A 23,630-nucleotide genomic window follows, 5' to 3' on the forward strand; every position below is an offset into this window, starting at 1 on the left:
TTGTGGGATTGACACGCCCTCTCTGGGGCCTGCGGAGTGTCGACGGGATTGTTACAAAGCGTCAAATAGGTTTGCCCTATGTGACGATTCAAAACCCAAATGAACGTAACGACGCGGCAGGCGCCGCCGGCCCCGGCTCGCGACCGCGCTCAGTTGTCGAGCGCGCCACTGTGCTTCTTGACCTGCTCGCGCCATTGCGGCGTCTGCAGCATATCCAGCGCTGCGGCGAGCGCGCGTGAAGGCCGCACCCCCTGCTGCGTCATGAAGCCGATCGGCGTCTTCACATCCGGCGACACCAGCGGCAGCGCCTCCAGTTCGCGATGGCTGCGCACGGCGGCAACCATGGCGCCCGGCAGGACGCTGGAGACATTGCCGGCCAGGACGCCGAGCACCAGCGTGAGCACCGAGTTGGTCTCGATGGCCGGTGCGACGGTCACGCCGGCGGTGCGGAAGGCCTGGTCGATGATGAAGCGGTTGTGCATGTCCGGCGTGAGCAGGCACAACGACTGAGAGGCGGCTTCGGCCCAGGTGATGGGCTCGCCGATCCGCAACACATCGGCCGCGGGATTTGCCGCGCGACGCAGCAAGAAGTAGTGCTCGATGCTCTGCGGCCAGGCCTCTAGCTTGACGTCCCGCAGATGCATACGTTCGGTGTAACCCAGTGCGAGATCCAGCGACAGGCTTTCGAGGCCCGTCTCCAGCTCCTGTGAGCTCATCGTCAGCACCGCGGGCACGATGCCGGGATGGCGCTGCTGCAGCATCGCCGCGAAACGGGCCAGCATCGGGATCGCGGTCGGCACCGCCGCCATGCGCAGGTTGCCGCACGGCTTGCCCTCCTCGCTGCGCAACTCCTGTTGAAGGATTTCGCTTTCGCGCAGCATCCGCTGGGCCGCCGCGAGCACGCGTTCGCCTTCGTGCGTCAGGCCCACGTAGGTGCGGCCACGGCGGACGATGACGACACCGTACTCCGTCTCCAGCACGCGCAGTGCATTCGACAGCGCCGGCTGCGTGATGTGGCAGGCCTGCGCCGCGCGGCCGAAATGGCGATGCTCGTCCAGCGCGACGAGATAGCGCATCGAGGCGAGGAGGTTCAGAGCTCGCCCCCAGGCTCCGCGCACTTCGTGTCGCTTCTCCAACCCCCTGCCGGGGGCAACACCGGCGGCCCGGCGGAGCCGGTTCCGCGGTGTTTCCCGAAGTTGGTTCGCCTTGCTGGGCGGGATGCCATGTCAGGTGTTCTTGCTGACTGTGATGGTCGGGAACTTGGCGGAAAAGTCTTTCGCCTTTTCAGCGATACCCACCGCCACGCGCCGCGCGACGGCCTTGTAGATGCCCGCCACTTCGCCGTCGGGATCGGCCACCACCGTCGGCTTGCCGCTGTCGGCCTGCAGGCGGATGTTGATGTCCAGCGGCAGCGCGCCGAGGTAGTCCATGTTGTATTGCTCGGCCATCTTCCTGCCGCCGTCGGCGCCGAAGATGTGTTCGACATGGCCGCAGTTGGAACACACGTGCACCGCCATGTTCTCGACGATGCCGAGGATCGGCACGCCGACCTTCTCGAACATCTTGATGCCCTTCTTCGCATCGAGCAGTGCGATGTCCTGCGGCGTGGTGACGATCACCGCGCCCGTCATCGGCACGCGCTGCGAGAGCGTGAGCTGGATGTCGCCGGTTCCGGGCGGCATGTCCACGATGAGGTAGTCGAGGTCCTTCCAGTTGGTCTGCCGCAGCAACTGCTCCAGCGCTTGCGTGGCCATCGGGCCGCGCCAGATCATGGCTTCGTCCTGATCGACGAGAAAGCCGATCGACATGACCTGCACGCCATGGTTTTCGAGCGGCTCCATGGTCTTGCCGTCCTCGCTCTCAGGGCGGCGGTCGATGCCGAGCATCATGGGTTGGCTCGGACCGTAGATGTCGGCATCGAGCAGACCCACCTTCGCGCCCTCCGCCGCAAGCGCGAGCGCCAGGTTGGCCGCGGTGGTGCTCTTGCCCACGCCGCCCTTGCCCGACGCCACGGCGACGATGTTCTTCACGTTGGGCATCAGTTGCACACCGCGCTGCACGGCGTGGCTGATGACCTTGGTGGTGATGTTGACCGAGACGTTCTCCACGCCCGGGACCGCCTTGGCGGCTGCGACGAGGGACTTGCGCAGCTCCGGCACCTGGCTCTTGGCCGGATAGCCCAACTCGATGTCGAAGGCCACGTCCCCGCCGTTGACCTGGAGGTTCCTCAACGCCTTGCCGCTGACGAAATCCTTGCCCGTGTTCGGGTCGAGGACGGACTTGAGCGCGTTCGTGACCGCCTCTTGTGTAACTGCCATGGGTAACTCCTGAATGACAGCTAGTCTAGTGCGGCGCGAAACCGGCACCCCACGGCGGATATCTTGACCCTACGCCGAAGCCGAAGGACGGGTACGCTTGGGCGCGTCACATGCCTTCCGTCCCGCCCATCCAACTTTCCGACCTTCCTCCCGCCACAGGCCTGGTGCTGACAGGCGGCGGCGCACGCGCGGCCTACCAGGTCGGCGTGCTGCAAGCCCTGGCAAAGCTTCGCCGCGACGCCGGCGCGTCCGCACACGCGAATCCCTTTCCGATCATCACCGGCACATCGGCGGGCGCGATCAATGCGGCCGCGCTGGCCTGCGGCGCCGACGACTTCGATACGACGGTGCGCAAGATCGCGCACGTATGGACAAGGCTCGAGCCGACGCAGATCTACCGCGCCGACGCCCTGACCGTCCTGCACAGCGAGGCGCCGTGGGCCCGGTTGTTGTCCGCCGGCTGGCTGGTTGCGCGCTGGCGGCGCAGCGGCTTGCGCTCCCTGCTCGACAGCGCGCCGCTGCGGCAGCTTCTGGAGCAGCTCCTGTCGCTGGAACGGCTGCCGGGACTGATATCGCAGGGCCACCTCGATGCCCTGGCCGTCACGGCGTCGAGCTACAGCTCGGGCGAGCACGTGACCTTCTACCAGGCCGGTTCGCAACAGCTGCCCTGGGTCCGGTCCAAGCGGCAGGCGGTGCCGGTGCAGATCGCACACGAGCATCTGCTGGCGTCGTCCGCGATCCCGTTCGTGTTTCCGGCCACGGCCTTGGAGGTCGGGGACCACGTCGAGTACTTCGGCGATGGCTCCATGCGCCAGTCGGCGCCGCTGGCTGCAGCCATCCATCTTGGCGCGCGGCGCATCCTGGCTGTCGGCGCCGGTCGCATGCAGGAACCGGCCAACGTGCTGGCGCCCAACGCGCTGAGCGGCTATCCGTCGCTGGCACAGATCGCCGGCCATGCGCTGTCGAGCATCTTCCTCGACTCACTGACGGCCGACGTGGAGCGCCTTCAGCGCATCAACGCGACGCTCTCGCTGATCCCGCCCGAAGCACGCGCCGCAACCGAACTGCAGCCTGTGGAACTGCTGCTGATCGCGCCGTCGCAGCGCATCGATCTCATCGCCGCGAAGCACGCCCATGCACTGCCGGCCGCCGTGCGCAGCCTGCTGGGCGAACCGGCCGTGCCCGCCGAGACGAGCGATCTCAAGGGTTCGGCGCTCGCGAGCTATCTGCTGTTCGAGTCGGCTTTCACGCGGGAACTGATGGCGCTGGGGCGCAAGGACGCGTTTGATCAGCGCGAGGCGGTGCGTGCCTTCCTGGGCTGGAGCCGCGCCGCCTAGGTGCAGCCGCGCTCAGGCTCGCCGATGCGCGGCAATGCGCTGCAGCAACTCGAAGAGAAGCGCGCTTTCGCCCGGCGTCAGATGACCGAGGAGCTCCTCTTCCATCGAGGTAGCCACGGCCTCGGCCTTCTTGACCAAGTCGGCGCCTTTGCGCGTCAGCCGCACATGCTGCGAGCGCCGATCGACCTCGCTGCGGCTGCGACCCAGCAAGCCGCGCGCCTCGAGCCGGTCGAGCGTGACGGTGAGATAGGGCACCGACACCGCAAGAGCACGCGAGAGCTGCTTCGGGGTGACATCGCGGTTCGAGTCGACCAGCACCAGGAGCGAGTATTCGACCCGGCGGAGGTCGAAAGGCTCGCCCACGTGCTTGAGGAACAGGTTGGTGGTCGGGATCGCCGCTTGCACGAGGCTGTAGCCGAGAAGCCGGCGCAAGCGCTCGTCTTCCAGGACCCCGCGAGGGGAATGCAGTGCGGCCTCGTGCGTCGGATTGGGGGTGCGTGCCGTCATGTCGGCGGCCAGTGTAGCGGCCGCCTCCCGGGGTTCATGCCGGCACGCAACGCGGCTTCAGGGCGTGCAGACGTAGTTGGCCGGATCGTTCTGCGCCGTCAGCGCCGCAGGCGAGCTACCCGTCGCGCCGGTGTACTTCGCATACTGCGGATAGGGGCACAGCGGCCGCACACGGGTCGTCGCACCTGCAGGCAAGGCCCAGCCGAACTGTGCCGGCGTCGCGGTGCTCGAACTCGCAATCAGGCGGTCTGGCGCCTGACCCTTTTCGACCCAGTTCACGACGGCGGTGAAGGCCGGGAACGAATCCGTTGCCGGACCGCCCGAGCAATGATTCATGCCGGGGACCGGAAAGAGGCGCGCGAAGTCCTTGACCGTGCCGTTCGCGGCCGTCTGGCTCAGCGCGTTGTACCAGTTGGCCGTGTAGTTGAACGAGAACACCGGATCGCTGGTGCCGTGATAGACGATCAGCTTGCCGCCCTTGTTCTTGAGCGTCGACAGGTCGGTCGAATGCGTGCCCATGAAGTCATAGGCCGACGTGCCGTAGATGCCGCTGGTGGTGGTGATCTTCGGTGCGTCGTTGTCCCAGTCGAAATTCAGTTGGTACTGCACCAGCGAGTTCGCCGTCGACAGGCCTTGCGTAGGGGGCGTGGTGAAGATCAGCGGACCGGCACCGCCGCCGAGCGTCACGTTGATCGCGCCGTTCACGCCGGGTGGGCCGAAGGCTCCCGGGATGCCCACTTTCCAGATCAGCCAGCCCGGCGCGCCGATCCCCGCGTCCCACGGCCAATCCGCATAGAGCGCGTCGCCGGCGCTGTTCTTCGGACCGCCCATGACCTTCTGCATGGCCGTGACCTGTGCGGCGCTGAGGCAGGCCGGAGCGGTCGGAGCGCCCGCAGTGCCGCACGCCAGGGTGCTCACATCGAAGGTGCAGGCCTTGTTGATCATGCCGTCCACCAGGCCGTCGTCCGCATCGCACTTGGCGAGGATCGCGTTCTGCATGGCCGACCACTGCGCCGACGTGAATGCCGAGGAAAGCAGTGGCGTGCCAGCACTCGCCCCCGGGCCGTTCTCGAAGAAGCCCTGCGCCGCCGCTGCCGCCGCGAACTGCTGGGTGTCCCAGGCTTCGGCCAGCCAGGCCTTGGGAAGATCCGAACCGGGATCGCCGGCCACGACGCCGTCGAACTCGTCGCCGAAGCGCTGCGACACCATCATCGCCTCGCGTCCGCCCTCGGAGCAGCCCATGAAGTAGGCGTAGTCCTGTTTCTTGCCGTAGTAGCGCGCGATCAGTTGATTGGCCAGTTGCTTGGTCTGGCCGATGGCGTTGTAGCCGAAGTCCAGGCGCGCCTGCGGATCGAGACCGAATGCCGAACTGCCGGCATTGTTCGGATCGCTGTTCACGCTGTCGCTGTGGCCGCTGTCGTCCGACACCGTCGCGTAGCCGGAAAGCAGCGGGTTGACCGCCTCGCCATTGGTGATGACACCCGTCGTGTCGGGAATGGATCCGTCCGTTCCGCCGCCGCCGCTGAAAAAGAGACGGCTGTTCCAGGTGCTCGGCAGGTTGATCTGGAAGCCGATCGCATAGGTGGTCTGCGCATCGGTCTGGCCCGCGGCCTTGAAGCCCGCTCGGCCGCCGTTGATGGTGCCGACCACGGCGCAATAGGTCTGGGGATTGCCGCTCGCATCGGTGGCGGTGGTTTTTGACAGGGTTGTTGACGTGATGCTCACTGTGCGGCCTGTCGCCGACAGCTCCGACGCCAGCGTCGCCACCGCATCGCAGCCGGCCGCGGCGTTGGGATTGTTCAGGAGCGGCGCCGGTGTGGGGGCGGGAGCTGGGGCCGGGGCCGGAGGAGCGCCTGGCGCAGGTGCCGGGGCCGGGGCCGGAGCGGTCGCGATCGGCAACGGAAAACCGCCGCCTCCACCGCCGCAACCGCTCAGTGCGACAGCGGACAAGGCGCCCGCGACCAGAATTTTCAACGTGGCATGGGACTCCATGATGTCTCCTGTTGTTAACTATTCTTTGCCCTGAATCTGCCTTCCAATCGCCTATTTCGATTGGAAAGCCAGCACCGCGATACCCACTATGTGCATCGCAGAATAGTTATTTCAGCTAATCATTTGCTCAGGAGATACCCGCATCGGGGCCAAGTCGCTTCATCATGCGCACCGCATCCTCGACGTCTTCGTAGTAGCCGGGGCTCGACGCGTACTCTGTGAAGCCATGTCGGCGATAGAACGATTTCGCCGCAGCGTTCCCGGCCCTGGCTTCGAGGCGGATCGTGTGGATGCCGGCGATGGCAGCTGTCGCTTCGAGCCACGCCAGCAATGCGGCGCCCAGGCCGGCGCGGCGCTGCGATGCCTCGACTGCGAAGAGCGCGATGTGCGCTTCTTCGTCCCCGTACTGCATGATGGCGAAGCCAAGCAGTGCGCCAGCGCGCCGGGCGACCACGACATTGGTCACCGGGTCCCGGATGGCCCGCAACACGCGCCGCTGGGTCCAGCGCCACGAAAGACCGCGTTCGATGGCATCGCGCGACAACGCCGCGATATCGGGCGCGTCGGACTCCTGGGCGAGGGTGATTTCGTAGGCGGCAATCACTGGGAACTCGGGTTGGCGGGACGACTATAGCCCCGCCACCTAAAATGCCGGGTCCTCTCTCTCGTCCCGAAAGCGCCCCTCGCGATGTCCCAGCGCAAACTCTTCGTCACCACCGCCTTGCCCTACGCCAACGGCAAGTTCCACGTGGGCCACATCATGGAATACATCCAGGCCGACATCTGGGTGCGCTTCCAGCGCATGCAGGGGCACATGGTGCACTTCGTGGGCGCTGATGACGCGCACGGCGCGCCGATCATGATCGCGGCCGAGAAGGCCGGCAAGACGCCGCAGGAATTCGTCGGCGAGATCGCCGCGGGCCGCAAGGAATACCTCGACGGCTTTCACATCCGCTTCGACAACTGGCATTCGACCGACAGCGCCGAGAACACCGAACTCGCCCAGGGCATCTACAAGAAGCTCAAGGCGGGCGGGATGATCGCCAATCGCACCATCGAGCAGTTCTACGATCCGGTCAAGGGCATGTTCCTCCCCGACCGCTACATCAAGGGCGAATGCCCGGTGTGCCACGCCAAGGACCAGTACGGCGATGCCTGCGAGGTGTGCAGCAGCGTCTATTCGCCGACCGAGCTGATCAATCCGTACTCGACGCTGACCGGTGCGACGCCCGAGCTGCGCAGTTCCGAGCACTTCTTCTTCAAGCTCTCCGACCCCAAGGTCGTCGACTTTCTCAAGACCTGGACGCAGGACGGCAAGCTGCAACCCGAGATGGCCCGCAAGGCGAGCGAGTGGTTCGAGGCCGGCCCGGACGGTGGAATGAGCGACTGGGACATCTCGCGCGAGGCGCCGTACTTCGGCATCGAGATCCCCGACGAACCCGGCAAGTACTTCTACGTGTGGCTCGATGCGCCGGTGGGCTATCTGGCCAGCCTGAAGAACCACTTCGACAAGGGTCAGGCCGCCAGGCACTGGCACGAGGCATCGCGCACATCGCAGAGCTTCGACGACTTCGTGGCCGATCCGGCTGTGGAACAGGTGCACTTCATCGGCAAGGACATCGTCTACTTCCACACGCTGTTCTGGCCCGCGATGCTGCAGTTCAGCGGCCGCAAGACACCGAGCCAGGTCAACGTGCACGGCTTCATCACCGTCTCGGGCGAGAAGATGAGCAAGAGCCGGGGCACCGGCATCGATCCGCTCAAGTACCTCTCGATCGGCATGAACCCCGAGTGGCTTCGCTACTACATCGCGGCCAAGCTCAATGCCAAGGTGGAAGACGTCGACTTCAACCCCGACGACTTCATGGCGCGCGTGAACGCCGATCTCATCGGCAAGTACATCAACATCGCGAGCCGCGCGGCAGGCTTCATCGCCAAGCGCTTCGGCGGCAAGCTCGGCACGGTCTCGGCCGACGGTGCGGCGCTGCTGTCCGCGCTGCAGGCCGCTTCCGCGCAGATGCAGGCGCTCTACGACGGACGCGACTACGCGCGGGCCCTGCGCGAAATCATGCTGCTGGCCGACAAGGTCAACGAATACGTCGACCAGAACAAGCCCTGGGAGCTTGCCAAGAAGGAAGGCATGGAGGCTCGCCTCCATGACGTGTGCACGGCGTGCATCGAGGCCTTCCGCCTGCTGACGATCTACCTCAAGCCGGTGCTGCCCACGCTGGCCGCACAGGTCGAAGCCTTCCTGGGCACGACGCCGCTGCTGTCTGCGGACGCGGGCAAGCTGCTCGGCGCGGGTCATGCCATCAACGACTACAAGCACCTGATGCAGCGCGTCGACGCCAAGCAGCTCGACCAGCTCTTCGAGCCGCCAGAGCCGGTCGCCGAAAGCACTGCCGCAGCGACGGAGCTGCCGGGCGGCGAAGGCATCGCACCGACCATCAGCATCGACGACTTCGCCAGGATCGACCTCCGCATCGCGAAGATCGTGGCCTGCCAGAAGGTCGAGGGCTCGACCAAGCTGCTGCACCTGACGCTCGACGCCGGCGAGGGCAAGACGCGCAACGTCTTCTCGGGCATCGCCTCGGCCTACCAGCCCGAACAGCTTGTCGGCAAGCTCACCGTGCTGGTCGCCAACCTCGCGCCGCGCAAGATGAAGTTCGGCATTTCCGAAGGCATGGTGCTGGCCGCGAGTCACGCGGACGAGAAAGCGAATCCGGGCATCTACGTCCTCGAACCGTCGCCGGGCGCTGTCGCCGGCATGCGAGTCAGATGATGAATATCCTCAGACTGGTCTCCCGAATCGGAGTACTCGGTGCGGCATGGGTCTGTACCGTTGTACTGGGCGGATGTGCTGTCGCCGGTGCGGCGGTCAGCGTCACGAGCACTGCGGTGAGCGTGGGCGCGGGTGCCGTGGGGCTCGCCGCCGATGCCGCGATCGGAACGGCCCGCATCACGGGCAAGGCCGTCGGTGCAGCAGCCGATGCGGTGTTGCCGGGTGACTCGAAATAGGGCCTGAACCCCGGGCGCATCCACAATAGCGCCCATGACCTCGCCCCTGAAGTTCGCACGCTTCCGGCCGCAGCTGATCGACGCGCTCGCGGACTACAACAAGGAGCGCTTCCTCAAGGACATCGGCGCGGGTGCCACGGTCGGCATCGTCGCGCTCCCGCTCGCAATGGCGTTCGCCATCGCTTCGGGGCTCAAGCCCGAAGCCGGCATCTGGACGGCGATCATCGCGGGCTTTCTCATCTCCGCGCTCGGCGGTTCAGCGGTGCAGATCGGCGGCCCGGCCGGCGCCTTCATCGTGATCGTCTACGGCATCGTCGAACGCTACGGCGTGGCGAACCTGCTCATCTCGACCGCCTGTGCCGGCGTGTTGCTGTTCCTGATCGGGTTGTTTCGTCTCGGCACGCTGGTGCGCTACGTGCCGCTGTCGATCGTCGTGGGCTTCACCAACGGCATCGCGGCGCTGATCCTGATCTCGCAGATCAAGGACTGGCTTGGACTGTCTACACCCAAGATGCCGGCCGACATGTTCTCGCAACTGCACACGCTGGCCACGCACCTCGACACCTTCAACCCCTATGCCTTCGGACTCGGCCTGGCCTGCCTTGTCGGGCTTTTCGCATGGCCGAAGCTGCTCCACGACAAGACGCGATTCGGCTACGCGGTGCGCTTTGTGTTGGGCCGAGTGGCCGATACGCGTGCCGCGCGCGCAGGCTCGCGCGTGCCGGGGCCGATCGTCGCGCTGGTCACGCTCACGCTGGTGTCGTGGGGGTTCGGCCTGAAGGTCGAGACGATCGGCACGCGCTTCGGCGGCATTCCCGAGGGGTTGCCGGTGTTCGCGCTGCCGGAGTTCACGTGGACGACGGTCAAGCTTCTGGTCACGCCCACGCTCACCATCGCCATGCTCGGGGCGATCGAATCGCTGCTGTGCGCTCGGGTTGCCGATCAGGTCAGCGGGCTGCCGCGGCACGATCCCAATCAGGAGTTGATGGCACAGGGCATTGCGAACGCGGTCGCGCCGTTCTTCGGCGGCATGCCGGCAACTGGCACCATTGCCCGCACCGTAACCAACGTGCGCGCAGGCGCGAGTTCACCGATTGCCGGCATCGTGCATGCGATCACGCTCATGGTGGTCGTGTTGCTTGCCGCGCCGCTCGCGCATCTCGTGCCGCTGGCGGTGCTCGCGGGCATTCTCATCTTCGTGGCATGGAACATGGGCGAATGGCGCGAGTTCTCGCCCTACATGCTGCGACGCTTCAGCCGACATTACAGGCTGTTGATGCTGGGCACCTTCTTCCTCACGGTGGTGTTCGACCTCACGGTGGCGTTCCAGGCAGGCGTCGTGCTGGCCTGCGCGCTCTTCATCCGACGCATGAGCGAGTTGTTCAGCATCGAGATGGTGTCACTGGAGCCGCCGGTGCTGACCTTCAGGCTCTACGGCGCGCTGTTCTTCGGCGCAGCGGCCAAGCTGGACCCGGCGGTGCAGGCAGTCGAGCGCGCGCCCCGCGGCATGACGGTGGTACTCGACGCACTCCATCTCATCTCGCTGGACGCCACCGGGCTCGATGCACTGCGACAGGTTCACAAGGCCGTGCTGTCGCGCGACGGCGTGCTGCGCATCGAATCGCTGCAACCGCAGCCGCTGGAAGTGATCGTGCGCTCGGGGTTTGCCGACGAGCTGACCGGCGGCGCGACGAGCGCGGACAGCGACGAAATCTAGTTCGCCTCGGTCGCGCGGTCCGGCGAGGAACCCGCACTCACCACGCGCTGGTCGTCATTGAGCGTGGCGGTGAACACCATGGGCGAATTCGGCGGCTGCACCCAGCGCCATTCCCATTCGGTCTGGTTCTTGAGTGGAAACGGCGTGCGCTTCGCGGGCTTGCCGAGCAGCTTGCGCAGGTCTTCCATCGGCATGCCGGCCTGGACCTTGTTGAAGTTCTCGGGCGTGAGCACCTGGCGCAAGGCGCTCATCTTGCCGTCGCGCCCGATGGTGATCATGTAGTTCTTCTGGCCCTGGGGCTGTCGGTTGTATTCGAAGACCCTGCCCTGGGGCGCATCCCAGATGTTCTCGGGCTCGCCGAAGCGCGCGCGCACGTCGGCTTCGGTGGCCACGCCCTCCTCCAGCTCGCTGATGTGCTTCGGATCGCAGCCCGTCAGCCACAACGTGGCGCCCAGCAGCAGCACCGCCAACGCCGAACGGATCACTTGTCGCTCCATGCCTTCCTCGGGAATTCAGATGGGAGCGGCCAGTCTATCCGCCGGCCCGGCGCTCAGTTCACCGCGAAACAGTAGAGCAGTCCTGCGCCGCCTGTGCTCTTGAGCGCATCCATGCTGCAGCCCCGGGTGGGATGCGAGGAATTCCACGACATCGAAGCTGGAGGAGCGTTGGTGCCCATGCGGTTGTGATGCCCGACGATGGCCGAGCCGTCGCCGCTCTTCGTCCAATTGCCGCAGGTCGTGTCCTTGGTGTCGTTGATGGCGCGGCCGTCGGGAGACGAACCAGTCAGGATGTCATGCCGATTGACGGGATCACCGCTCGCGCTGACGACTTCACCCTTTTCGGTCAGCGCGGTTTCCTTGTTGATCTTGTTCACGCCGTGCAGTTCGTCGAGGTTGCTGGCGATCAGCACGCCCTTGGCATTGAACCACGGGCCATTGCCGATGCGATCGCGGGCATTGACCGCAGGGTTGCCCGGCGTGGCCGTGGTGCTCAGATAGGCCCGCCATGTTCGATTGCCGGCACCGACATTCGCCGCAAGACTCTGGCAATAGCGGTCGGCGCCCGCGAGGCCGCCAAAGTCGGCGCCTTTCCCCGGATTCACGCTGGTGATGAAAAAGCTCATCTTGCTCTGCGGCGTGGCGGGCCCGGTGGTGCTGCAAGCCACCAGCAGCACGCCGGCTGCAGCGGTCGCGGCAAGGAACATCGAGTAACGGCGCTTCATCGGCAGTCTCCTTGGGTGGATGGGAGCCGCCACGCTAGCGCATGCCGACGGTGGCTTCAATGCGGAATCCACCCGTTTGTGCGCCCCTGTCCGGCCCACCCGGTAAAATCCGCGCCCAAAGGTCCTATTGCCATGTCCATCTTCGCCCGCCCCCACTACACGTCCGAAATCACCAATTTCATCGAACAGATGAAAGAAAAGAAGCCGACGCTGGAGGCCGAACAACGCGCCGGCCGCGCGCTCCTCTGGGACAAGCACCTCGACCGCAGCCTGCTCGAGGAATACAGCGAAGCAAACGTTCCGCAGCAGTCCTACGTCTACCAGACCCAAGTCAAGTAAGTGACCATCCGGGCCATTCCGGGCTCCGGCGCCCGCCGGCAAGGTGATGGCGCCGAAACGGACGACACCGTCCGTTCCGTCCAGGACGAAGTCATCGCGGACGACGGCGCGGCCGTGGTGCCCTCGATGCCGGACGTGGTCGACCAGGTCGCGCTCGCCCGGCTCTATGGCGAACCGCTGTTCGCCCTTCCGAACGACCTGTACATCCCGCCCGAGGCCCTCCAGGTCTTCCTCGAAGCCTTCGAAGGCCCGCTGGACCTGCTGCTCTACCTGATCCGCAAGCAGAACTTCAACATCCTCGATATCCCGATGGCGGGACTGACGCGGCAATACCTCAGCTACGTCGACGAAATTCGCCAGACCAATCTCGAACTCGCCGCCGAATACCTGCTCATGGCCGCGATGCTGATCGAGATCAAGTCGCGCATGCTGCTGCCGCCGAAGAAGACGGCCGACGGCGAGGAAGCCGAGGATCCGCGCGCCGAGCTGGTTCGCCGTCTGCTCGAATACGAACAGACCAAGCTGCAGGCCGCCTCGCTCAGCGCGATGCCGCAGGCTGGGCGCGACTTCTGGAAGGGCCAGGTCTACATCGAGCAATCACTCAAGCCGCGCTTCCCCGATGTGAACGTCGTCGACCTGCGCGAAGCCTGGGCCGACATCCTCAAGCGCGCCAAGCTGGTGCAGCACCACAAGATCTCGCGCGAGGAACTGAGCGTGCGCGAGCACATGAGCATCGTGCTGCGCCATCTGCAGGGCCGCAAGTTCGTCGAGTTCGAGAGTCTGTTCGACGTGACGCGCGGCACGCCGGTGCTGGTCGTGACCTTCATCGCCATGCTCGAGCTCGCGAAAGAGACGCTCATCGAGATCACCCAGGCCGAAGCCTTCGCGCCTATTTACGTGCGGCTGGCGTACTCGCCGGCCTGACTGCTCTCCCTCCTCTTCACCGTCTCCACTTACATCGCCCGATCAAGGGCTCACCGGAATTCCGATGGCACTGCACGACTTCGACGTCCTCATCGTCGGCAGCGGGCTCGCTGGCCTCAGCACCGCACTGCACCTGGCGCCCACGCATCGCGTGGCCGTGATCACCAAGCGCTCGTTGCACGACGGCGCGAGCCATTGGGCGCAGGGCGGCATCGCTGCCGTGCTGGCCGAAGGCGACAGCATCCAGTCCCATGTCGATGACACGCTGGTCGCCGGCGCGGGGCTGTGCGACCTGGCGGCCACCCGCTTCGTGGTCGAGCATGCGCCGGACGCCATTGCCTGGCTGCGCGAACTCGGCGTGCCGTTTTCGCTGGAGCACGGCGACCTGCACCTCACGCGCGAGGGCGGCCACAGCCAGCGCCGCATCGTGCATGCGGCCGACGCCACTGGCGCTGCCGTGCAGCGCACCCTGATCGAGACAGTCCGGCGCACGCCAGGCATCACGCTGTTCGAGGAGCACACGCTGGTCGACCTGATCGTCGGCCGCAAGCTCGGCCTTTCCGATGCCGGTTGCCTGGGCCTTCATGCGCTGGACGCATCAACTGACGAGGTCGTCACCTTTCGCGCACCCCACACCGTCCTGGCCACGGGCGGCGCGGGCAAGGTCTATCTCTACACGACCAATCCCGACACGGCCACGGGCGATGGCATCGCTGCAGCTTGGCGCGCAGGCTGCCGCGTGGCGAACATGGAGTTCATCCAGTTCCACCCGACCTGTCTGTATCACCCTGACGCGAAGTCCTTCCTCATCAGCGAAGCGGTGCGGGGTGAAGGCGGGCGACTCCTGCTGCCCGACGGCACGCGCTTCATGTCGGCGCACGACGAGCGTGCCGAACTCGCGCCGCGCGACGTGGTGGCGCGCGCCATCGACTTCGAGATGAAGAAGCACGGCCTGGACTGCGTGTACCTCGACATCTCGCACCAGAGCCCGGCTTTCCTGAAGGAACACTTTCCGAACATCCTCGCGCGCTGCGCCGAACTCGGCATCGACATCACGCGCGAGCCGATTCCTGTGGTGCCGGCGGCGCATTACACCTGCGGCGGCGTGCTGACCGATCTCAGCGGCCGCACCGACGTGCCCGGCCTCTACGCTATCGGCGAAACCGCATGCACTGGCTTGCACGGCGCCAACCGGCTGGCCAGCAATTCGCTGGTCGAATGCATGGTGTTCGCGCGTGCAGCGGCGAAGGCCGTCGCGGATGCTCCGGCACGTGAGCGCGTGGCATTGCCCACGTGGGACGACAGCCGCGTCACCGATGCCGATGAAACGGTGGTCATCTCGCACAACTGGGACGAACTGCGGCGCTTCATGTGGGATTACGTGGGCATCGTGCGCACCAACAAGCGGCTCGACCGTGCGGCGCACCGGATCGCGCTGCTCACCGGCGAGATCCACGAGTTCTATGCGAACTTCCACGTCACGCGCGATCTGCTGGAGCTGCGCAACCTGGTGCAGGTGGCGGACCTGATCGTGCGCTCCGCCCAAGCGCGCCGCGAAAGTCGCGGACTTCATTTCAGCCGCGACTATCCGGCGCTCGCCGCACCGGCAGCGCCGACCATTCTGGTGCCACCCGCGGTGTGAGGCGGTGCCATCCTTCAACCTGTTCGACCGAGAGCACGCCATGTACATCGCCCGCACGATTCCTGAACTGCGCGACCATCTGAGTCGCTTCCGTCGCCCGGCCTTCGTTGCCACCATGGGCAACCTGCACGACGGCCACCTGGCGCTGGTGCGGCAGGCCAAGCCGCTGGGCGACGTGACGGTGGCGAGCATCTTCGTCAACCGCCTGCAGTTCTTGCCGCACGAGGACTTCGACACCTATCCGCGCACCTGGGAGAGTGACTGCGAAAAGCTGCGCTCCGCCGGTTGCGACGTGCTCTTCGCGCCCGACGAACGCGCGCTCTACCCCGAGCCGCAGACTTGCAAGGTGCATCCTGATGGCGCTTTGGCCGACATACTCGAAGGCCACTTCCGACCTGGCTTCTTCATCGGCGTCTGCACGGTCGTCATGAAGCTGTTCGCCTGCGTGCAGCCCGCCGTTGCAGTGTTCGGCAAGAAGGACTATCAACAACTGATGATCATCCGGCACATGGTGCGGCAGTTCGCGCTGCCCATCGAGATCGTGGGCGGCGAGACCCGGCGAGCGGACGATGGCCTGGCCCTGTCGTCACGCAACGGCTATCTGGGCGAGACCGAACGCGCGGAGGCCGTGCAACTCTCGGCGGCACTTCGGGCGATGGCGACGGCCATCCAGGCCGGTGAGCGCGACCTGGGTGCGCTGGAGGCGCGTGCGATGCAGTTGCTCGAACAGCGCGGCTGGAAGCCCGACTACGTGGTGCTGCGCCGACGCTCCGACCTGCAAGCGCCGGCGCCGGGTGAACCGCTGGTCGCACTTGCCGCCGCACGGTTGGGAACAACGCGCCTCATCGACAATCTGGAAATCGATCCTTGAGATTGCGATGACCTACAGCGTCAAGGAAATCTTCTACACATTGCAAGGCGAAGGCGGCCAAGCTGGCATGCCCGCCGTGTTCTGCCGCTTTGCAGGGTGCAATCTGTGGACCGGCCGCGAAAGCGACCGCGCCAGTGCAGTCTGCCGTTTCTGCGACACCGACTTCGTGGGCACGGACGGTACGCTGGGCGGCAAGTTCGCGAGCGCCGATTTGCTGGCCGATACCATCGCCGCGCAATGGCCGGCCGACGACGACGCCCATCGGCTGATCGTCATCACCGGCGGCGAACCGCTTCTGCAACTGGACGCTGCGCTGATCGACGCGCTGCACGCACGCCGCTTCCGCATTGCGGTTGAAAGCAACGGCACGCTCGCGGCACCTGACGGCATCGACTGGCTCTGCATCAGCCCGAAAGCCGGCGCGCCCTGGATTCAACGCAGCGGACAGGAACTCAAAGTGGTCTGGCCGCAGCCCGGCCTGGACCTGGACGTGCTGTATGCCGAAGGTCGCTTCGCGCACCATTTCCTGCAACCGATGGATGGTCCCGCTCAGGCCGACAACATCGCGTTGTGCATCGACACCTGCATGCGCCACCCCGGCTGGCGGCTGAGCCTGCAGACGCACAAGCTCACCGGGATCCGCTGAGGTCCGCACGGAAACGATCATGCCCTCGCAGCAACTCACCGTCAGTCAACGCATCTTTTTCGATGCCGCCCACACCTTGCGGCGCGAGATCGAAGCCGAAGGCAGTCGCCGCATTCACGGCCACACCTATCACGCGGAGATCTCCATTCGCGGGCCGCTCGATCCCGAGACAGGCATGGTGCTCGATCTCGGCGTTCTGCGCGCACGTCTGCAGGATGTGCGCGCGCGACTCGACCATCATTTGCTCGACGATGTCCCAGGCCTCGGCATTCCCACGTTGGAAAACCTCTGCCTGTTCATTGCCGCGGCGTTGAGCGACATGCAGCCGCGCATCTCGCAAGTGCGCGTCTGGCGCGACGCGCTGGGTGACGAGTGCCTGTTGAATCCGGCTCAGGCCGCACCGATCCCTGCGACGATTGCACCGGTCGGCTGACCGCTCTTCAGCGCGGCGGTAAAGGCCAGCATGCGATCGATCGGCACGCGGGCACGCCGGCCGAGCGCCGGGTCGACGTAGATTTCGCCAGCCCCCGTCTCCAGCACGCGTGCCAGATCCGCGAGGCCGTTCATGGCCATCCACGGGCAGTGCGCGCAGCTCTTGCACGTGGCCGAATTGCCGGCGGTCGGCGCCTCGATGAAGGTCTTGCCCGGGTTGAGCGTGCGCAGCTTGTGCAACATGCCATTGTCGGTCGCGACGATGAACTCGGTCGCATCCATGCGCTGCGCGGCGCTCAGGATGGCGGAGGTCGATCCCACCGCATCGGCCAGCGCAATCACATCGGCAGGCGCCTCGGGATGCACGAGCACCTTGGCACCGGGGTGGTCCTTCATCAGCAGTTCGAGTTCCAGCGCCTTGAACTCGTCGTGCACGATGCAGGCGCCCTGCCAGCTGACCATGTCGGCGCCGGTTTCGCGGCGGATGTAGTCGCCCAGGTGGCGGTCGGGCGCCCAGAGGATCTTCTGGCCCTGTGCCGTCAGCGCGCGCACCACGTCCAGCGCGCAACTCGATGTGACGAGCCAGTCGGCCCTCGCCTTCACCGCCGCGCTCGTGTTCGCGTAGACGACCACGGCGCGATCCGGGTGCTGGTCGCAGAACGCGCTGAACGCATCCTCCGGGCAGCCGAGGTCGAGCGAGCAAGTGGCGTCCAGATCGGGCATCAGGACCCGCTTTTCCGGGGACAGGATCTTGGCCGTCTCGCCCATGAAACGCACGCCCGAAACCACGAGTGTCTGCGCCGCATGGTCGCGACCGAAGCGCGCCATTTCGAGCGAATCGCTGACGAGGCCGCCGGTTTCCTCGGCCAGGTCCTGCAGGTCCGGATGAACGTAGTAGTGGGACACCATCACTGCATTGCGCTCGACCAGCAAGCGGCGAATGCGGTCCTTCAGCGCACCGCGCTCCGCGGGCGATGGTTCTGGCGGCACGCGGGCCCAGGCCCGGCGCGTGTCGCACACGGCGGCGTCGTTCTCGACGATGGCATCGTCTTCGGGGCGGTACAACGCCGGTTGTTCGTAATCGACGCTGATGACGGCAGATGACATGGTCAGGCTTCCTGGAATCGCATCGAGAAATCGACCGCCTTCACATCCTTGGTGAGCGCGCCCACCGAGATGCGGTCCACGCCGGTTTCAGCCAGGGCGCGAACGCTGTCGAGCGTTACGCCGCCGGAAATTTCGAGCACGGCGCGGGCATCGCCTGCTGCATCGTTGCGGCGCACGGCTTCGCGCAGGGTGGGAAGGTCCATGTTGTCCAGCAGCACCATGCGGGCGCCGTTGGCAAGGGCCTCGTCGAGTTGCGCGAGCGTCTCGACCTCGATCTCGACGAATTTGGCGCGCGCGGCAACCTCTTCGGCGGCACGGAGCGCGGCACGGACACCGCCTGCCGCGGCGATGTGGTTTTCCTTGATGAGGATCGCGTCATAGAGGCCGATGCGGTGGTTCGTGCCCCCGCCAACGCGTACCGCGTACTTTTGCGCGAGGCGAAGGCCCGGCAGCGTCTTGCGCGTGTCGACGATTTGCGCGCGCGTACCACGGATGGCCTCGACGTAGGTGGCGGTCCGCGTCGCCACCGCACTGAGCAGTTGCAGGAAGTTGAGCGCGGTGCGCTCGGCTGTCAGGATCGACCTCGCACTGCCCGAGATTTCGAGCACCGTCTGTTCGGCAGCGACGCGAGCGCCTTCCTTGTCATGCCACAGCACGCGCGCCTGCGGATCGAGTTGGCGCACGACTGCCTCCACCCAAGGCGCGCCGCATAGCACTGCCGACTCGCGCACGAGCACGCGGGCCGTCGCGCGCGTCTCGGTGCTGATCAACCCGGCGGTGAGATCGCCGTCGCCGGCGTCTTCCTTGAGCGCGCGCGCGGCATCCGCCCGCGCCAGTTCGGCCACCTGGGCCTCGGAAAAATCGAAGAAGGAGTTGTTCATGCTGATTCTGCAAGCGGGCGCGGATTCAGGCGGATTCGACGCCCGGCTCCCGCCCCATAAGTTCAGCGACCGCTTCGGCCGGCCGCACCCGGCCGTCGAGTACCGCGACCACACTGTCGGAAATGGGCATCTCGACACCCAGATGCCGCGCACGCTGCACGACCGTGCGCGCGCAATAAACGCCCTCGGCCACGTGGCCGAGCGAATCCACGGCCTGGGCGAGCGTGCGGCCCTGGGCCAGCAACAGGCCGACCTTGCGGTTGCGAGAAAGGTCACCTGTCGCCGTCAAGACGAGATCGCCGAGGCCGGAAAGACCCATGAAGGTATCGACCCGCGCGCCCAATGCGACGCCGAAGCGTGTCATCTCCGCGAGACCGCGTGTGATGAGCGCAGCCCGGGCGTTGAGACCGAGCGCCAGGCCATCGGCAAGGCCGGTGGCGATGGCGAGCACGTTCTTGACCGCCCCGCCGACTTCGACGCCGACGATGTCTTCGTTTGCATAGACACGCAGCGAAGGACCATGAAAAGCCTCCACCAGCGCCTCGCGCAGATGGGCGTGCGGGCTGGCAGCGACCAGTGCGGTGGGCCGGCCCTGAGCCACTTCCAACGCAAAACTCGGGCCGCTCAAGACGCCCGCCGTCAAGCGCGGCGCAACCCTGGCCTGGATTTCGTGGGCAAGAAGGCCTTCCTCGCCCGAATCGACAAGCGCCGGCTCCACGCCCTTGGACAGCCAAGCCACGGGACACGCCAGTTCGCGCAATACATGGAGCTGCTCGCGCAATGCTGCCATCGGCGTCGCCACGATGACGAGGTCGACACCCGCCACCGCTGCCAGCGGATCGCCGGCGCAAACGGTCAGGGAAGGAGAAAGCGCGATGCCGGGCAGGTAGCGCGCGTTTTCGCGCGCCGCCGATATGGCCTGCGCCTGAGCGGCATCACGGGCCCACAGGGTGACCGCGTGCCGGCCGGAGGCATTGACCGCCAGCGCCGTACCCCAGGCGCCGGCGCCGAGCACGCAGATTTTCATCGGCGGCGACGGAAGGTGACCGGCTTACTGCGCGAGGGTCGGCGCGCCCTGGGCGGCTGCCTGGGCTTGCTGCTGCTCGAACATCGCCTGGAAGTTGACTTCGGCGAGGTGCACGGGCGGGAAGCCGCCGCGCTGGATGATGTCGGCCACATTGCCGCGCAGGTAGGGGTAGACGATCTGCGGGCAGGCGATGCCGAGGATCGGGCCCATCTGCTCGTCCGGCAGATTGCGGATCTCGAAGATGCCGGCCTGCTTGGCCTCGACCAGGAATACCGTCTTCTCTTCGATCTTGGTCTGCACGGTGGCCGACACGACGATCTCGAAGATTCCGTCAGCCACCGGCTGGGCGTCGATGCCGAGCTGGATGTCGACGGTGGGTTGCTGCTGCTCGAGCAGGATGGCCGGCGAGTTGGGTTGCTCGAGCGACATGTCTTTCAGGTAGACGCGCTGGATCTGAAAAACGGGATCTTGGGCTTGCTGGTCGGCCATGGCTGAACTTTCTAGGGTCAAAACAACGCCCGCCCCGGGAAAACCCCGGAGCGGGCTTCTGGATGTAGCCGTGGATTATCGCCCGCGCGCGTTACAGGGCTCAGGCGCCCTGAAGCAAAGGTATCAGGGCGCCGCGACCATCGAGCGCGATGAGGTCATCACAGCCGCCGACATGCGTGTCACCGATGAAGATCTGCGGGACGGTGCGACGCTGGGTGATGTCCATCATCGTGGCGCGCGCCTGCGGGTCGCTGTCGATGCGGATCTCTTCGATCTGCTCCACGCCCTTGGACATGAGGATTTGCTTCGCGCGAATGCAGTACGGGCAAACGGCGGTGGTGTACATCTTGACAGCTTGCATCGGGGGTATCTCTGGGGTTCAGGCCTTTTCGACCGGCAGGTTAGCGTCTTTCCACGATTTGAGTCCGCCGGCGACTGCTTGGGCCTGCTCATAGCCGAGCTTCTTGGCCGTGGCCACGGCGCGTTGAGCGCGCGCGCCAGTTGCACAGATAAGCAACAAAGGCAACGATTTGTTTTTGACGGCTGTCGGGAGCTTTTGCTCCAGCTGATCGAGCGGCACGTTCTTCGCGCCGGTGACGTGGCCTGCGGCGAATTCCTCAGGCTCGCGAACGTCGACCACCACCGCGCGCTCGCGGTTGATGAGCTGGACTGCGCCCTGCGCCGTCAGCGAGCCGGCATTGGCGCCGCGCAGCATCGGCCAGGCGAGCATGCCGCCCGAGCTGAGCGCGATCAGGATCAACATCCAGTTGTCGACGATGAATTTCACGGTGTTCCTTGAGTGGCAAACCCCGGATTTTAGAATGTCGGGTTTCCGCACGCGTTCCCAAAGGCCTCCCCCATGCACAAACTGGTACTGATCCGCCACGGCGAATCGACCTGGAATCTCGAAAACCGCTTCACCGGCTGGACCGACGTCGACCTGACGGCGACCGGCATCGAACAGGCCAAGCAGGCCGGTCGACTGCTCAAGGCGGAGGGCTACGACTTCGATGTGGCCTATACCAGTGTCCTCAAACGCGCCACCCGGACGCTCTGGCACACCCTTGACGAACTCGACCGCACCTGGTTGCCGGTCGTGCATTCCTGGCGCCTCAACGAGCGCCACTACGGCGGTCTGCAAGGCCTGAACAAGGCCGAAACCGCCAAGAAATACGGCGATGAGCAGGTCCTGGTCTGGCGCCGGAGCTACAACACCCCCCCGCCGCAGCTTGAAGCGAACGACCCCCGCAGCGAACGCGGCGACGTGCGCTATGCCAAGCTGAGCCCCGAGCAGATCCCTTTGACCGAATGCCTGAAGGACACCGTGGCACGCGTCCTTCCCTTCTGGAACGAATCCATGGCACCCGCGATCCGGGCCGGACGACGCCTGGTTGTCTCAGCGCACGGCAATTCGATTCGCGCACTGGTGAAATACCTCGACGGCATCTCGGACGACGCCATCGTCGGCCTCAACATCCCCAACGGCATCCCGCTGGTCTATGAGCTCGACGACGACCTCAAGCCCTTGCGACACTATTACCTCGGCGATGCCGACGCGGCCGAAAAAGCCGCGGCAGCTGTCGCAGCGCAAGGCAAAGGCTGACGAAAAAGTCGGAAATAGATTGAAGGGATTCACGGAACCCCGGCACACAACCAGCTTCCAAGCTGTGTATATTGGTTTGACAGGCGACAAGGACTCTTACACATGGGCCAGAAATTGAAAATCACCGGCTGGGTTGCCGCGGGCGCCTTTGCCGGCGCGCTGACCACGGTCTCACTGCAAACCGTTGCACGCGGGTCACTGGCTCCCCTGCCACTGGAAGAACTACAGCAACTCGCTGCCGTCTTCGGCATGGTCAAGAGCGACTACGTCGAACCCGTCGACGAAAAGAAGCTCATCTCCGACGCGATATCGGGCATGGTCGCCGGGCTCGATCCGCACTCCCAGTATTTCGACAAGAAATCGTTCAAGGAATTTCGCGAAGGCACCACCGGCCGCTTTGTCGGTGTCGGCATCGAGATTTCGCAGGAAGATGGCCTGATCAAGGTGGTCTCCCCGATCGAGGGTTCGCCGGCATTCCGCGCGGGCCTCAAGCCGAACGACCTGATCACCAAGATCGACGACACCGCTGTTCGCGGACTGTCGCTCAATGATGCCGTCAAGCGCATGCGCGGCGAGGCCAACACCAAGGTTCTCCTCACGATCTACCGCAAGGACGAGAACCGCACCTTCCCGGTCACGATCACGCGCGAGGAAATCCGCACGCAATCGGTGCGAGGCAAGGTGATGGAGCCCGGCTATGCGTGGATCCGCCTGTCGCAGTTCCAGGAGCGCACGGTCGACGACTTCGTCAAGAAGGTCGAGGAAATCTACAAGCAGGACCCCAATCTCAAGGGTCTGGTGCTCGACCTGCGCAACGATCCGGGCGGCTTGCTCGACGCCGCCGTCGCGGTTTCCGCTGCGTTCCTGCCTGAAAACGTGACTGTCGTCTCCACCGACGGCCAACTCGCCGAAAGCAAGGCTGTCTACAAGGCTGCGCCCGAGTTCTATCAGCGCCGTGCTGGCAGCGATCCGTTGCGCAACCTGCCCGCCGGGCTCAAGACGGTGCCACTGGTCGTGCTCGTCAACGAAGGCTCCGCGTCGGCCAGCGAAATCGTCGCCGGTGCGCTGCAGGACCACAAGCGCGCCACCGTCATGGGCAGCCAGACCTTCGGCAAGGGCTCGGTGCAGACCGTACGGCCGCTCGGCCCGGACACCGGCTTGAAGATCACCACTGCGCGCTACTACACGCCGAGCGGCACCTCGATCCAGGCCAAGGGCATCGTGCCGAACGTGCTGGTCGACGAGAGCGCCGAAGGCAGCCCCTACGCCGCATTGCGCATGCGCGAGGCCGACCTCGAAAAGCATCTGGCCAGCGGCCAGGGACCCGAGGCCAAGGACCCCGAGCGCGAAAAGGCACGGGACGACGCCCGCAAGCGCCTCGAGGAAGAAGCCAAGAAGCCGCCGCAGGACCGCAAGGTGCCTGAGTTCGGTTCCGACAAGGACTTCCCATTGATCCAGGCGTTCAACCGGCTCAAGGGCCAACCGGTGCTCGTGAGCAAGACGCAGGTGATCGTCGACAACAAGGAAGAGAAAAAGGAGAACTGATCCCGGGGCGGGC

General features: G+C 65.5%; 25 protein-coding genes. 12 read left to right on the forward strand and 13 right to left on the reverse strand.

What is annotated here, in order from left to right; genetic code table 11:
* Positions 1–149: 149 nt before the first annotated feature.
* Both AC1DHL_RS10645 and apbC read right to left on the reverse strand, forming a co-directional pair.
* Complete coding sequence (locus tag AC1DHL_RS10645; RefSeq protein ID WP_478098709.1) at positions 150–1,094, reverse strand: LysR substrate-binding domain-containing protein; 945 nt, start codon at positions 1,092–1,094, stop codon at positions 150–152.
* A 132-nt stretch (positions 1,095–1,226) separates the two neighbouring features.
* Positions 1,227–2,318 carry an iron-sulfur cluster carrier protein ApbC gene (gene apbC, locus AC1DHL_RS10650; protein WP_478098261.1) on the reverse strand — a complete coding sequence of 364 codons (1,092 nt, stop codon included), beginning with the start codon at positions 2,316–2,318 and terminating at the stop codon, positions 1,227–1,229.
* 110 nt (positions 2,319–2,428) lie between these two features.
* On the opposite strand from apbC, the gene AC1DHL_RS10655 reads away from it, so the two are divergent.
* Positions 2,429–3,655 carry a patatin-like phospholipase family protein gene (locus AC1DHL_RS10655; RefSeq protein WP_478161990.1) on the forward strand — a complete coding sequence of 409 codons (1,227 nt, stop codon included), beginning with the start codon at positions 2,429–2,431 and terminating at the stop codon, positions 3,653–3,655.
* Between the two features lie 12 nt (positions 3,656–3,667).
* Here the strand turns inward: AC1DHL_RS10655 and AC1DHL_RS10660 are convergent, their stop codons facing one another.
* From AC1DHL_RS10660 to AC1DHL_RS10670, 3 genes are all read right to left on the reverse strand, one after another.
* Positions 3,668–4,162 (reverse strand): MarR family winged helix-turn-helix transcriptional regulator, encoded by a 495-nt coding sequence (locus AC1DHL_RS10660; protein ID WP_478098265.1) that lies wholly within the window; start codon positions 4,160–4,162, stop codon positions 3,668–3,670.
* A gap of 57 nt (positions 4,163–4,219) precedes the next feature.
* The gene (locus tag AC1DHL_RS10665) at positions 4,220–6,154 is read right to left on the reverse strand and encodes a tannase/feruloyl esterase family alpha/beta hydrolase (protein WP_478098267.1); all 1,935 of its coding nucleotides are present in this window, start codon (positions 6,152–6,154) and stop codon (positions 4,220–4,222) included.
* Positions 6,155–6,281: 127 nt separating this feature from the next.
* Positions 6,282–6,758, reverse strand: coding sequence for a GNAT family N-acetyltransferase (locus AC1DHL_RS10670; protein ID WP_478098269.1), 477 nt, complete (start codon positions 6,756–6,758; stop codon positions 6,282–6,284).
* An 84-nt stretch (positions 6,759–6,842) separates the two neighbouring features.
* Here AC1DHL_RS10670 and metG point away from each other — a divergent pair, with 84 nt between their 5' ends.
* The 3 genes from metG to AC1DHL_RS10685 are packed head-to-tail and all read left to right on the forward strand — an operon-like array spanning position 6,843 to position 10,889.
* On the forward strand, positions 6,843–8,936 hold the full coding sequence (gene metG / locus AC1DHL_RS10675) for a methionine--tRNA ligase (RefSeq protein WP_478098271.1): 2,094 nt from the start codon (positions 6,843–6,845) through the stop codon (positions 8,934–8,936).
* Positions 8,936–9,172: a hypothetical protein gene (locus AC1DHL_RS10680; RefSeq protein ID WP_478098273.1), complete on the forward strand. Its 237-nt coding sequence runs from the start codon at positions 8,936–8,938 to the stop codon at positions 9,170–9,172. The genes metG and AC1DHL_RS10680 overlap by 1 nt, the downstream gene beginning before the upstream one ends.
* A gap of 34 nt (positions 9,173–9,206) precedes the next feature.
* Positions 9,207–10,889: a SulP family inorganic anion transporter gene (locus AC1DHL_RS10685; RefSeq protein WP_478161991.1), complete on the forward strand. Its 1,683-nt coding sequence runs from the start codon at positions 9,207–9,209 to the stop codon at positions 10,887–10,889.
* On the opposite strand, the gene AC1DHL_RS10690 is transcribed toward AC1DHL_RS10685, so the two are convergent.
* Together AC1DHL_RS10690 and AC1DHL_RS10695 are read right to left on the reverse strand one after the other, a co-directional pair.
* A complete protein-coding gene (locus AC1DHL_RS10690; RefSeq protein WP_478161992.1) occupies positions 10,886–11,386 on the reverse strand; it encodes an outer membrane protein assembly factor BamE in 501 nt (166 codons plus the stop codon). The genes AC1DHL_RS10685 and AC1DHL_RS10690 overlap by 4 nt on opposite strands.
* A 53-nt stretch (positions 11,387–11,439) precedes the next feature.
* Entirely contained in the window at positions 11,440–12,111 is a 672-nt protein-coding gene (locus tag AC1DHL_RS10695) for a hypothetical protein (RefSeq protein ID WP_478161993.1), read from the reverse strand.
* Positions 12,112–12,243: 132 nt separating this feature from the next.
* On the opposite strand from AC1DHL_RS10695, the gene AC1DHL_RS10700 reads away from it, so the two are divergent.
* From AC1DHL_RS10700 to AC1DHL_RS10725, 6 genes are all read left to right on the forward strand, one after another.
* Complete coding sequence (locus AC1DHL_RS10700) at positions 12,244–12,450, forward strand: DUF3460 family protein (RefSeq protein WP_478161994.1); 207 nt, start codon at positions 12,244–12,246, stop codon at positions 12,448–12,450.
* 126 nt (positions 12,451–12,576) lie between these two features.
* Positions 12,577–13,374 carry a segregation and condensation protein A gene (locus AC1DHL_RS10705; protein ID WP_478098711.1) on the forward strand — a complete coding sequence of 266 codons (798 nt, stop codon included), beginning with the start codon at positions 12,577–12,579 and terminating at the stop codon, positions 13,372–13,374.
* Positions 13,375–13,438: 64 nt separating this feature from the next.
* The gene (gene nadB / locus AC1DHL_RS10710; protein WP_478161995.1) at positions 13,439–15,016 is read left to right on the forward strand and encodes an L-aspartate oxidase; all 1,578 of its coding nucleotides are present in this window, start codon (positions 13,439–13,441) and stop codon (positions 15,014–15,016) included.
* A gap of 40 nt (positions 15,017–15,056) precedes the next feature.
* The gene (gene panC / locus AC1DHL_RS10715) at positions 15,057–15,887 is read left to right on the forward strand and encodes a pantoate--beta-alanine ligase (protein ID WP_478161996.1); all 831 of its coding nucleotides are present in this window, start codon (positions 15,057–15,059) and stop codon (positions 15,885–15,887) included.
* A 7-nt stretch (positions 15,888–15,894) separates the two neighbouring features.
* Positions 15,895–16,533 (forward strand): 7-carboxy-7-deazaguanine synthase, encoded by a 639-nt coding sequence (gene queE / locus AC1DHL_RS10720; RefSeq protein ID WP_478161997.1) that lies wholly within the window; start codon positions 15,895–15,897, stop codon positions 16,531–16,533.
* 19 nt (positions 16,534–16,552) lie between these two features.
* Positions 16,553–16,966 (forward strand): 6-carboxytetrahydropterin synthase, encoded by a 414-nt coding sequence (locus tag AC1DHL_RS10725; RefSeq protein ID WP_478161998.1) that lies wholly within the window; start codon positions 16,553–16,555, stop codon positions 16,964–16,966.
* Here AC1DHL_RS10725 and nadA read toward each other — a convergent pair.
* From nadA to AC1DHL_RS10755, 6 genes are all read right to left on the reverse strand, one after another.
* Positions 16,924–18,072: a quinolinate synthase NadA gene (nadA, locus tag AC1DHL_RS10730; protein WP_478161999.1), complete on the reverse strand. Its 1,149-nt coding sequence runs from the start codon at positions 18,070–18,072 to the stop codon at positions 16,924–16,926. The genes AC1DHL_RS10725 and nadA overlap by 43 nt on opposite strands.
* A 2-nt stretch (positions 18,073–18,074) precedes the next feature.
* Positions 18,075–18,953: a carboxylating nicotinate-nucleotide diphosphorylase gene (gene nadC, locus AC1DHL_RS10735; RefSeq protein WP_478162000.1), complete on the reverse strand. Its 879-nt coding sequence runs from the start codon at positions 18,951–18,953 to the stop codon at positions 18,075–18,077.
* Between the two features lie 25 nt (positions 18,954–18,978).
* Complete coding sequence (locus AC1DHL_RS10740; RefSeq protein WP_478162001.1) at positions 18,979–19,980, reverse strand: NAD(P)H-dependent glycerol-3-phosphate dehydrogenase; 1,002 nt, start codon at positions 19,978–19,980, stop codon at positions 18,979–18,981.
* A 24-nt stretch (positions 19,981–20,004) separates the two neighbouring features.
* Positions 20,005–20,469: a protein-export chaperone SecB gene (gene secB, locus AC1DHL_RS10745; RefSeq protein ID WP_478098297.1), complete on the reverse strand. Its 465-nt coding sequence runs from the start codon at positions 20,467–20,469 to the stop codon at positions 20,005–20,007.
* 100 nt (positions 20,470–20,569) lie between these two features.
* Positions 20,570–20,830, reverse strand: coding sequence for a glutaredoxin 3 (gene grxC, locus AC1DHL_RS10750; protein ID WP_478098299.1), 261 nt, complete (start codon positions 20,828–20,830; stop codon positions 20,570–20,572).
* A gap of 18 nt (positions 20,831–20,848) precedes the next feature.
* Positions 20,849–21,256, reverse strand: coding sequence for a rhodanese-like domain-containing protein (locus AC1DHL_RS10755; protein WP_478098301.1), 408 nt, complete (start codon positions 21,254–21,256; stop codon positions 20,849–20,851).
* A 72-nt stretch (positions 21,257–21,328) separates the two neighbouring features.
* Here AC1DHL_RS10755 and gpmA point away from each other — a divergent pair, with 72 nt between their 5' ends.
* On the forward strand, positions 21,329–22,072 hold the full coding sequence (gpmA, locus tag AC1DHL_RS10760) for a 2,3-diphosphoglycerate-dependent phosphoglycerate mutase (protein WP_478162002.1): 744 nt from the start codon (positions 21,329–21,331) through the stop codon (positions 22,070–22,072).
* A gap of 102 nt (positions 22,073–22,174) precedes the next feature.
* The gene (locus tag AC1DHL_RS10765; protein WP_478098305.1) at positions 22,175–23,617 is read left to right on the forward strand and encodes a S41 family peptidase; all 1,443 of its coding nucleotides are present in this window, start codon (positions 22,175–22,177) and stop codon (positions 23,615–23,617) included.
* The last annotated feature ends 13 nt before the right edge of the window (positions 23,618–23,630 follow it).

This window comes from Variovorax sp. 10L426 (genome assembly GCF_056395305.1).

What these genes read in the sequence shown, in the direction of transcription:
- apbC (WP_478098261.1), bottom strand. Translation starts at nt 2,318, where the DNA reads ATGGCAGTTACACAAGAGGCGGTCACGAACGCGCTCAAGTCCGTCCTC.
- AC1DHL_RS10655 (WP_478161990.1), top strand. Translation starts at nt 2,429, where the DNA reads ATGCCTTCCGTCCCGCCCATCCAACTTTCCGACCTTCCTCCCGCCACA.
- AC1DHL_RS10660 (WP_478098265.1), bottom strand. Translation starts at nt 4,162, where the DNA reads ATGACGGCACGCACCCCCAATCCGACGCACGAGGCCGCACTGCATTCC.
- AC1DHL_RS10665 (WP_478098267.1), bottom strand. Translation starts at nt 6,154, where the DNA reads ATGGAGTCCCATGCCACGTTGAAAATTCTGGTCGCGGGCGCCTTGTCC.
- metG (WP_478098271.1), top strand. Translation starts at nt 6,843, where the DNA reads ATGTCCCAGCGCAAACTCTTCGTCACCACCGCCTTGCCCTACGCCAAC.
- AC1DHL_RS10680 (WP_478098273.1), top strand. Translation starts at nt 8,936, where the DNA reads ATGAATATCCTCAGACTGGTCTCCCGAATCGGAGTACTCGGTGCGGCA.
- AC1DHL_RS10685 (WP_478161991.1), top strand. Translation starts at nt 9,207, where the DNA reads ATGACCTCGCCCCTGAAGTTCGCACGCTTCCGGCCGCAGCTGATCGAC.
- AC1DHL_RS10690 (WP_478161992.1), bottom strand. Translation starts at nt 11,386, where the DNA reads ATGGAGCGACAAGTGATCCGTTCGGCGTTGGCGGTGCTGCTGCTGGGC.
- AC1DHL_RS10695 (WP_478161993.1), bottom strand. Translation starts at nt 12,111, where the DNA reads ATGAAGCGCCGTTACTCGATGTTCCTTGCCGCGACCGCTGCAGCCGGC.
- AC1DHL_RS10700 (WP_478161994.1), top strand. Translation starts at nt 12,244, where the DNA reads ATGTCCATCTTCGCCCGCCCCCACTACACGTCCGAAATCACCAATTTC.
- AC1DHL_RS10705 (WP_478098711.1), top strand. Translation starts at nt 12,577, where the DNA reads ATGCCGGACGTGGTCGACCAGGTCGCGCTCGCCCGGCTCTATGGCGAA.
- nadB (WP_478161995.1), top strand. Translation starts at nt 13,439, where the DNA reads ATGGCACTGCACGACTTCGACGTCCTCATCGTCGGCAGCGGGCTCGCT.
- panC (WP_478161996.1), top strand. Translation starts at nt 15,057, where the DNA reads ATGTACATCGCCCGCACGATTCCTGAACTGCGCGACCATCTGAGTCGC.
- queE (WP_478161997.1), top strand. Translation starts at nt 15,895, where the DNA reads ATGACCTACAGCGTCAAGGAAATCTTCTACACATTGCAAGGCGAAGGC.
- AC1DHL_RS10725 (WP_478161998.1), top strand. Translation starts at nt 16,553, where the DNA reads ATGCCCTCGCAGCAACTCACCGTCAGTCAACGCATCTTTTTCGATGCC.
- nadA (WP_478161999.1), bottom strand. Translation starts at nt 18,072, where the DNA reads ATGTCATCTGCCGTCATCAGCGTCGATTACGAACAACCGGCGTTGTAC.
- nadC (WP_478162000.1), bottom strand. Translation starts at nt 18,953, where the DNA reads ATGAACAACTCCTTCTTCGATTTTTCCGAGGCCCAGGTGGCCGAACTG.
- AC1DHL_RS10740 (WP_478162001.1), bottom strand. Translation starts at nt 19,980, where the DNA reads ATGAAAATCTGCGTGCTCGGCGCCGGCGCCTGGGGTACGGCGCTGGCG.
- secB (WP_478098297.1), bottom strand. Translation starts at nt 20,469, where the DNA reads ATGGCCGACCAGCAAGCCCAAGATCCCGTTTTTCAGATCCAGCGCGTC.
- grxC (WP_478098299.1), bottom strand. Translation starts at nt 20,830, where the DNA reads ATGCAAGCTGTCAAGATGTACACCACCGCCGTTTGCCCGTACTGCATT.
- gpmA (WP_478162002.1), top strand. Translation starts at nt 21,329, where the DNA reads ATGCACAAACTGGTACTGATCCGCCACGGCGAATCGACCTGGAATCTC.
- AC1DHL_RS10765 (WP_478098305.1), top strand. Translation starts at nt 22,175, where the DNA reads ATGGGCCAGAAATTGAAAATCACCGGCTGGGTTGCCGCGGGCGCCTTT.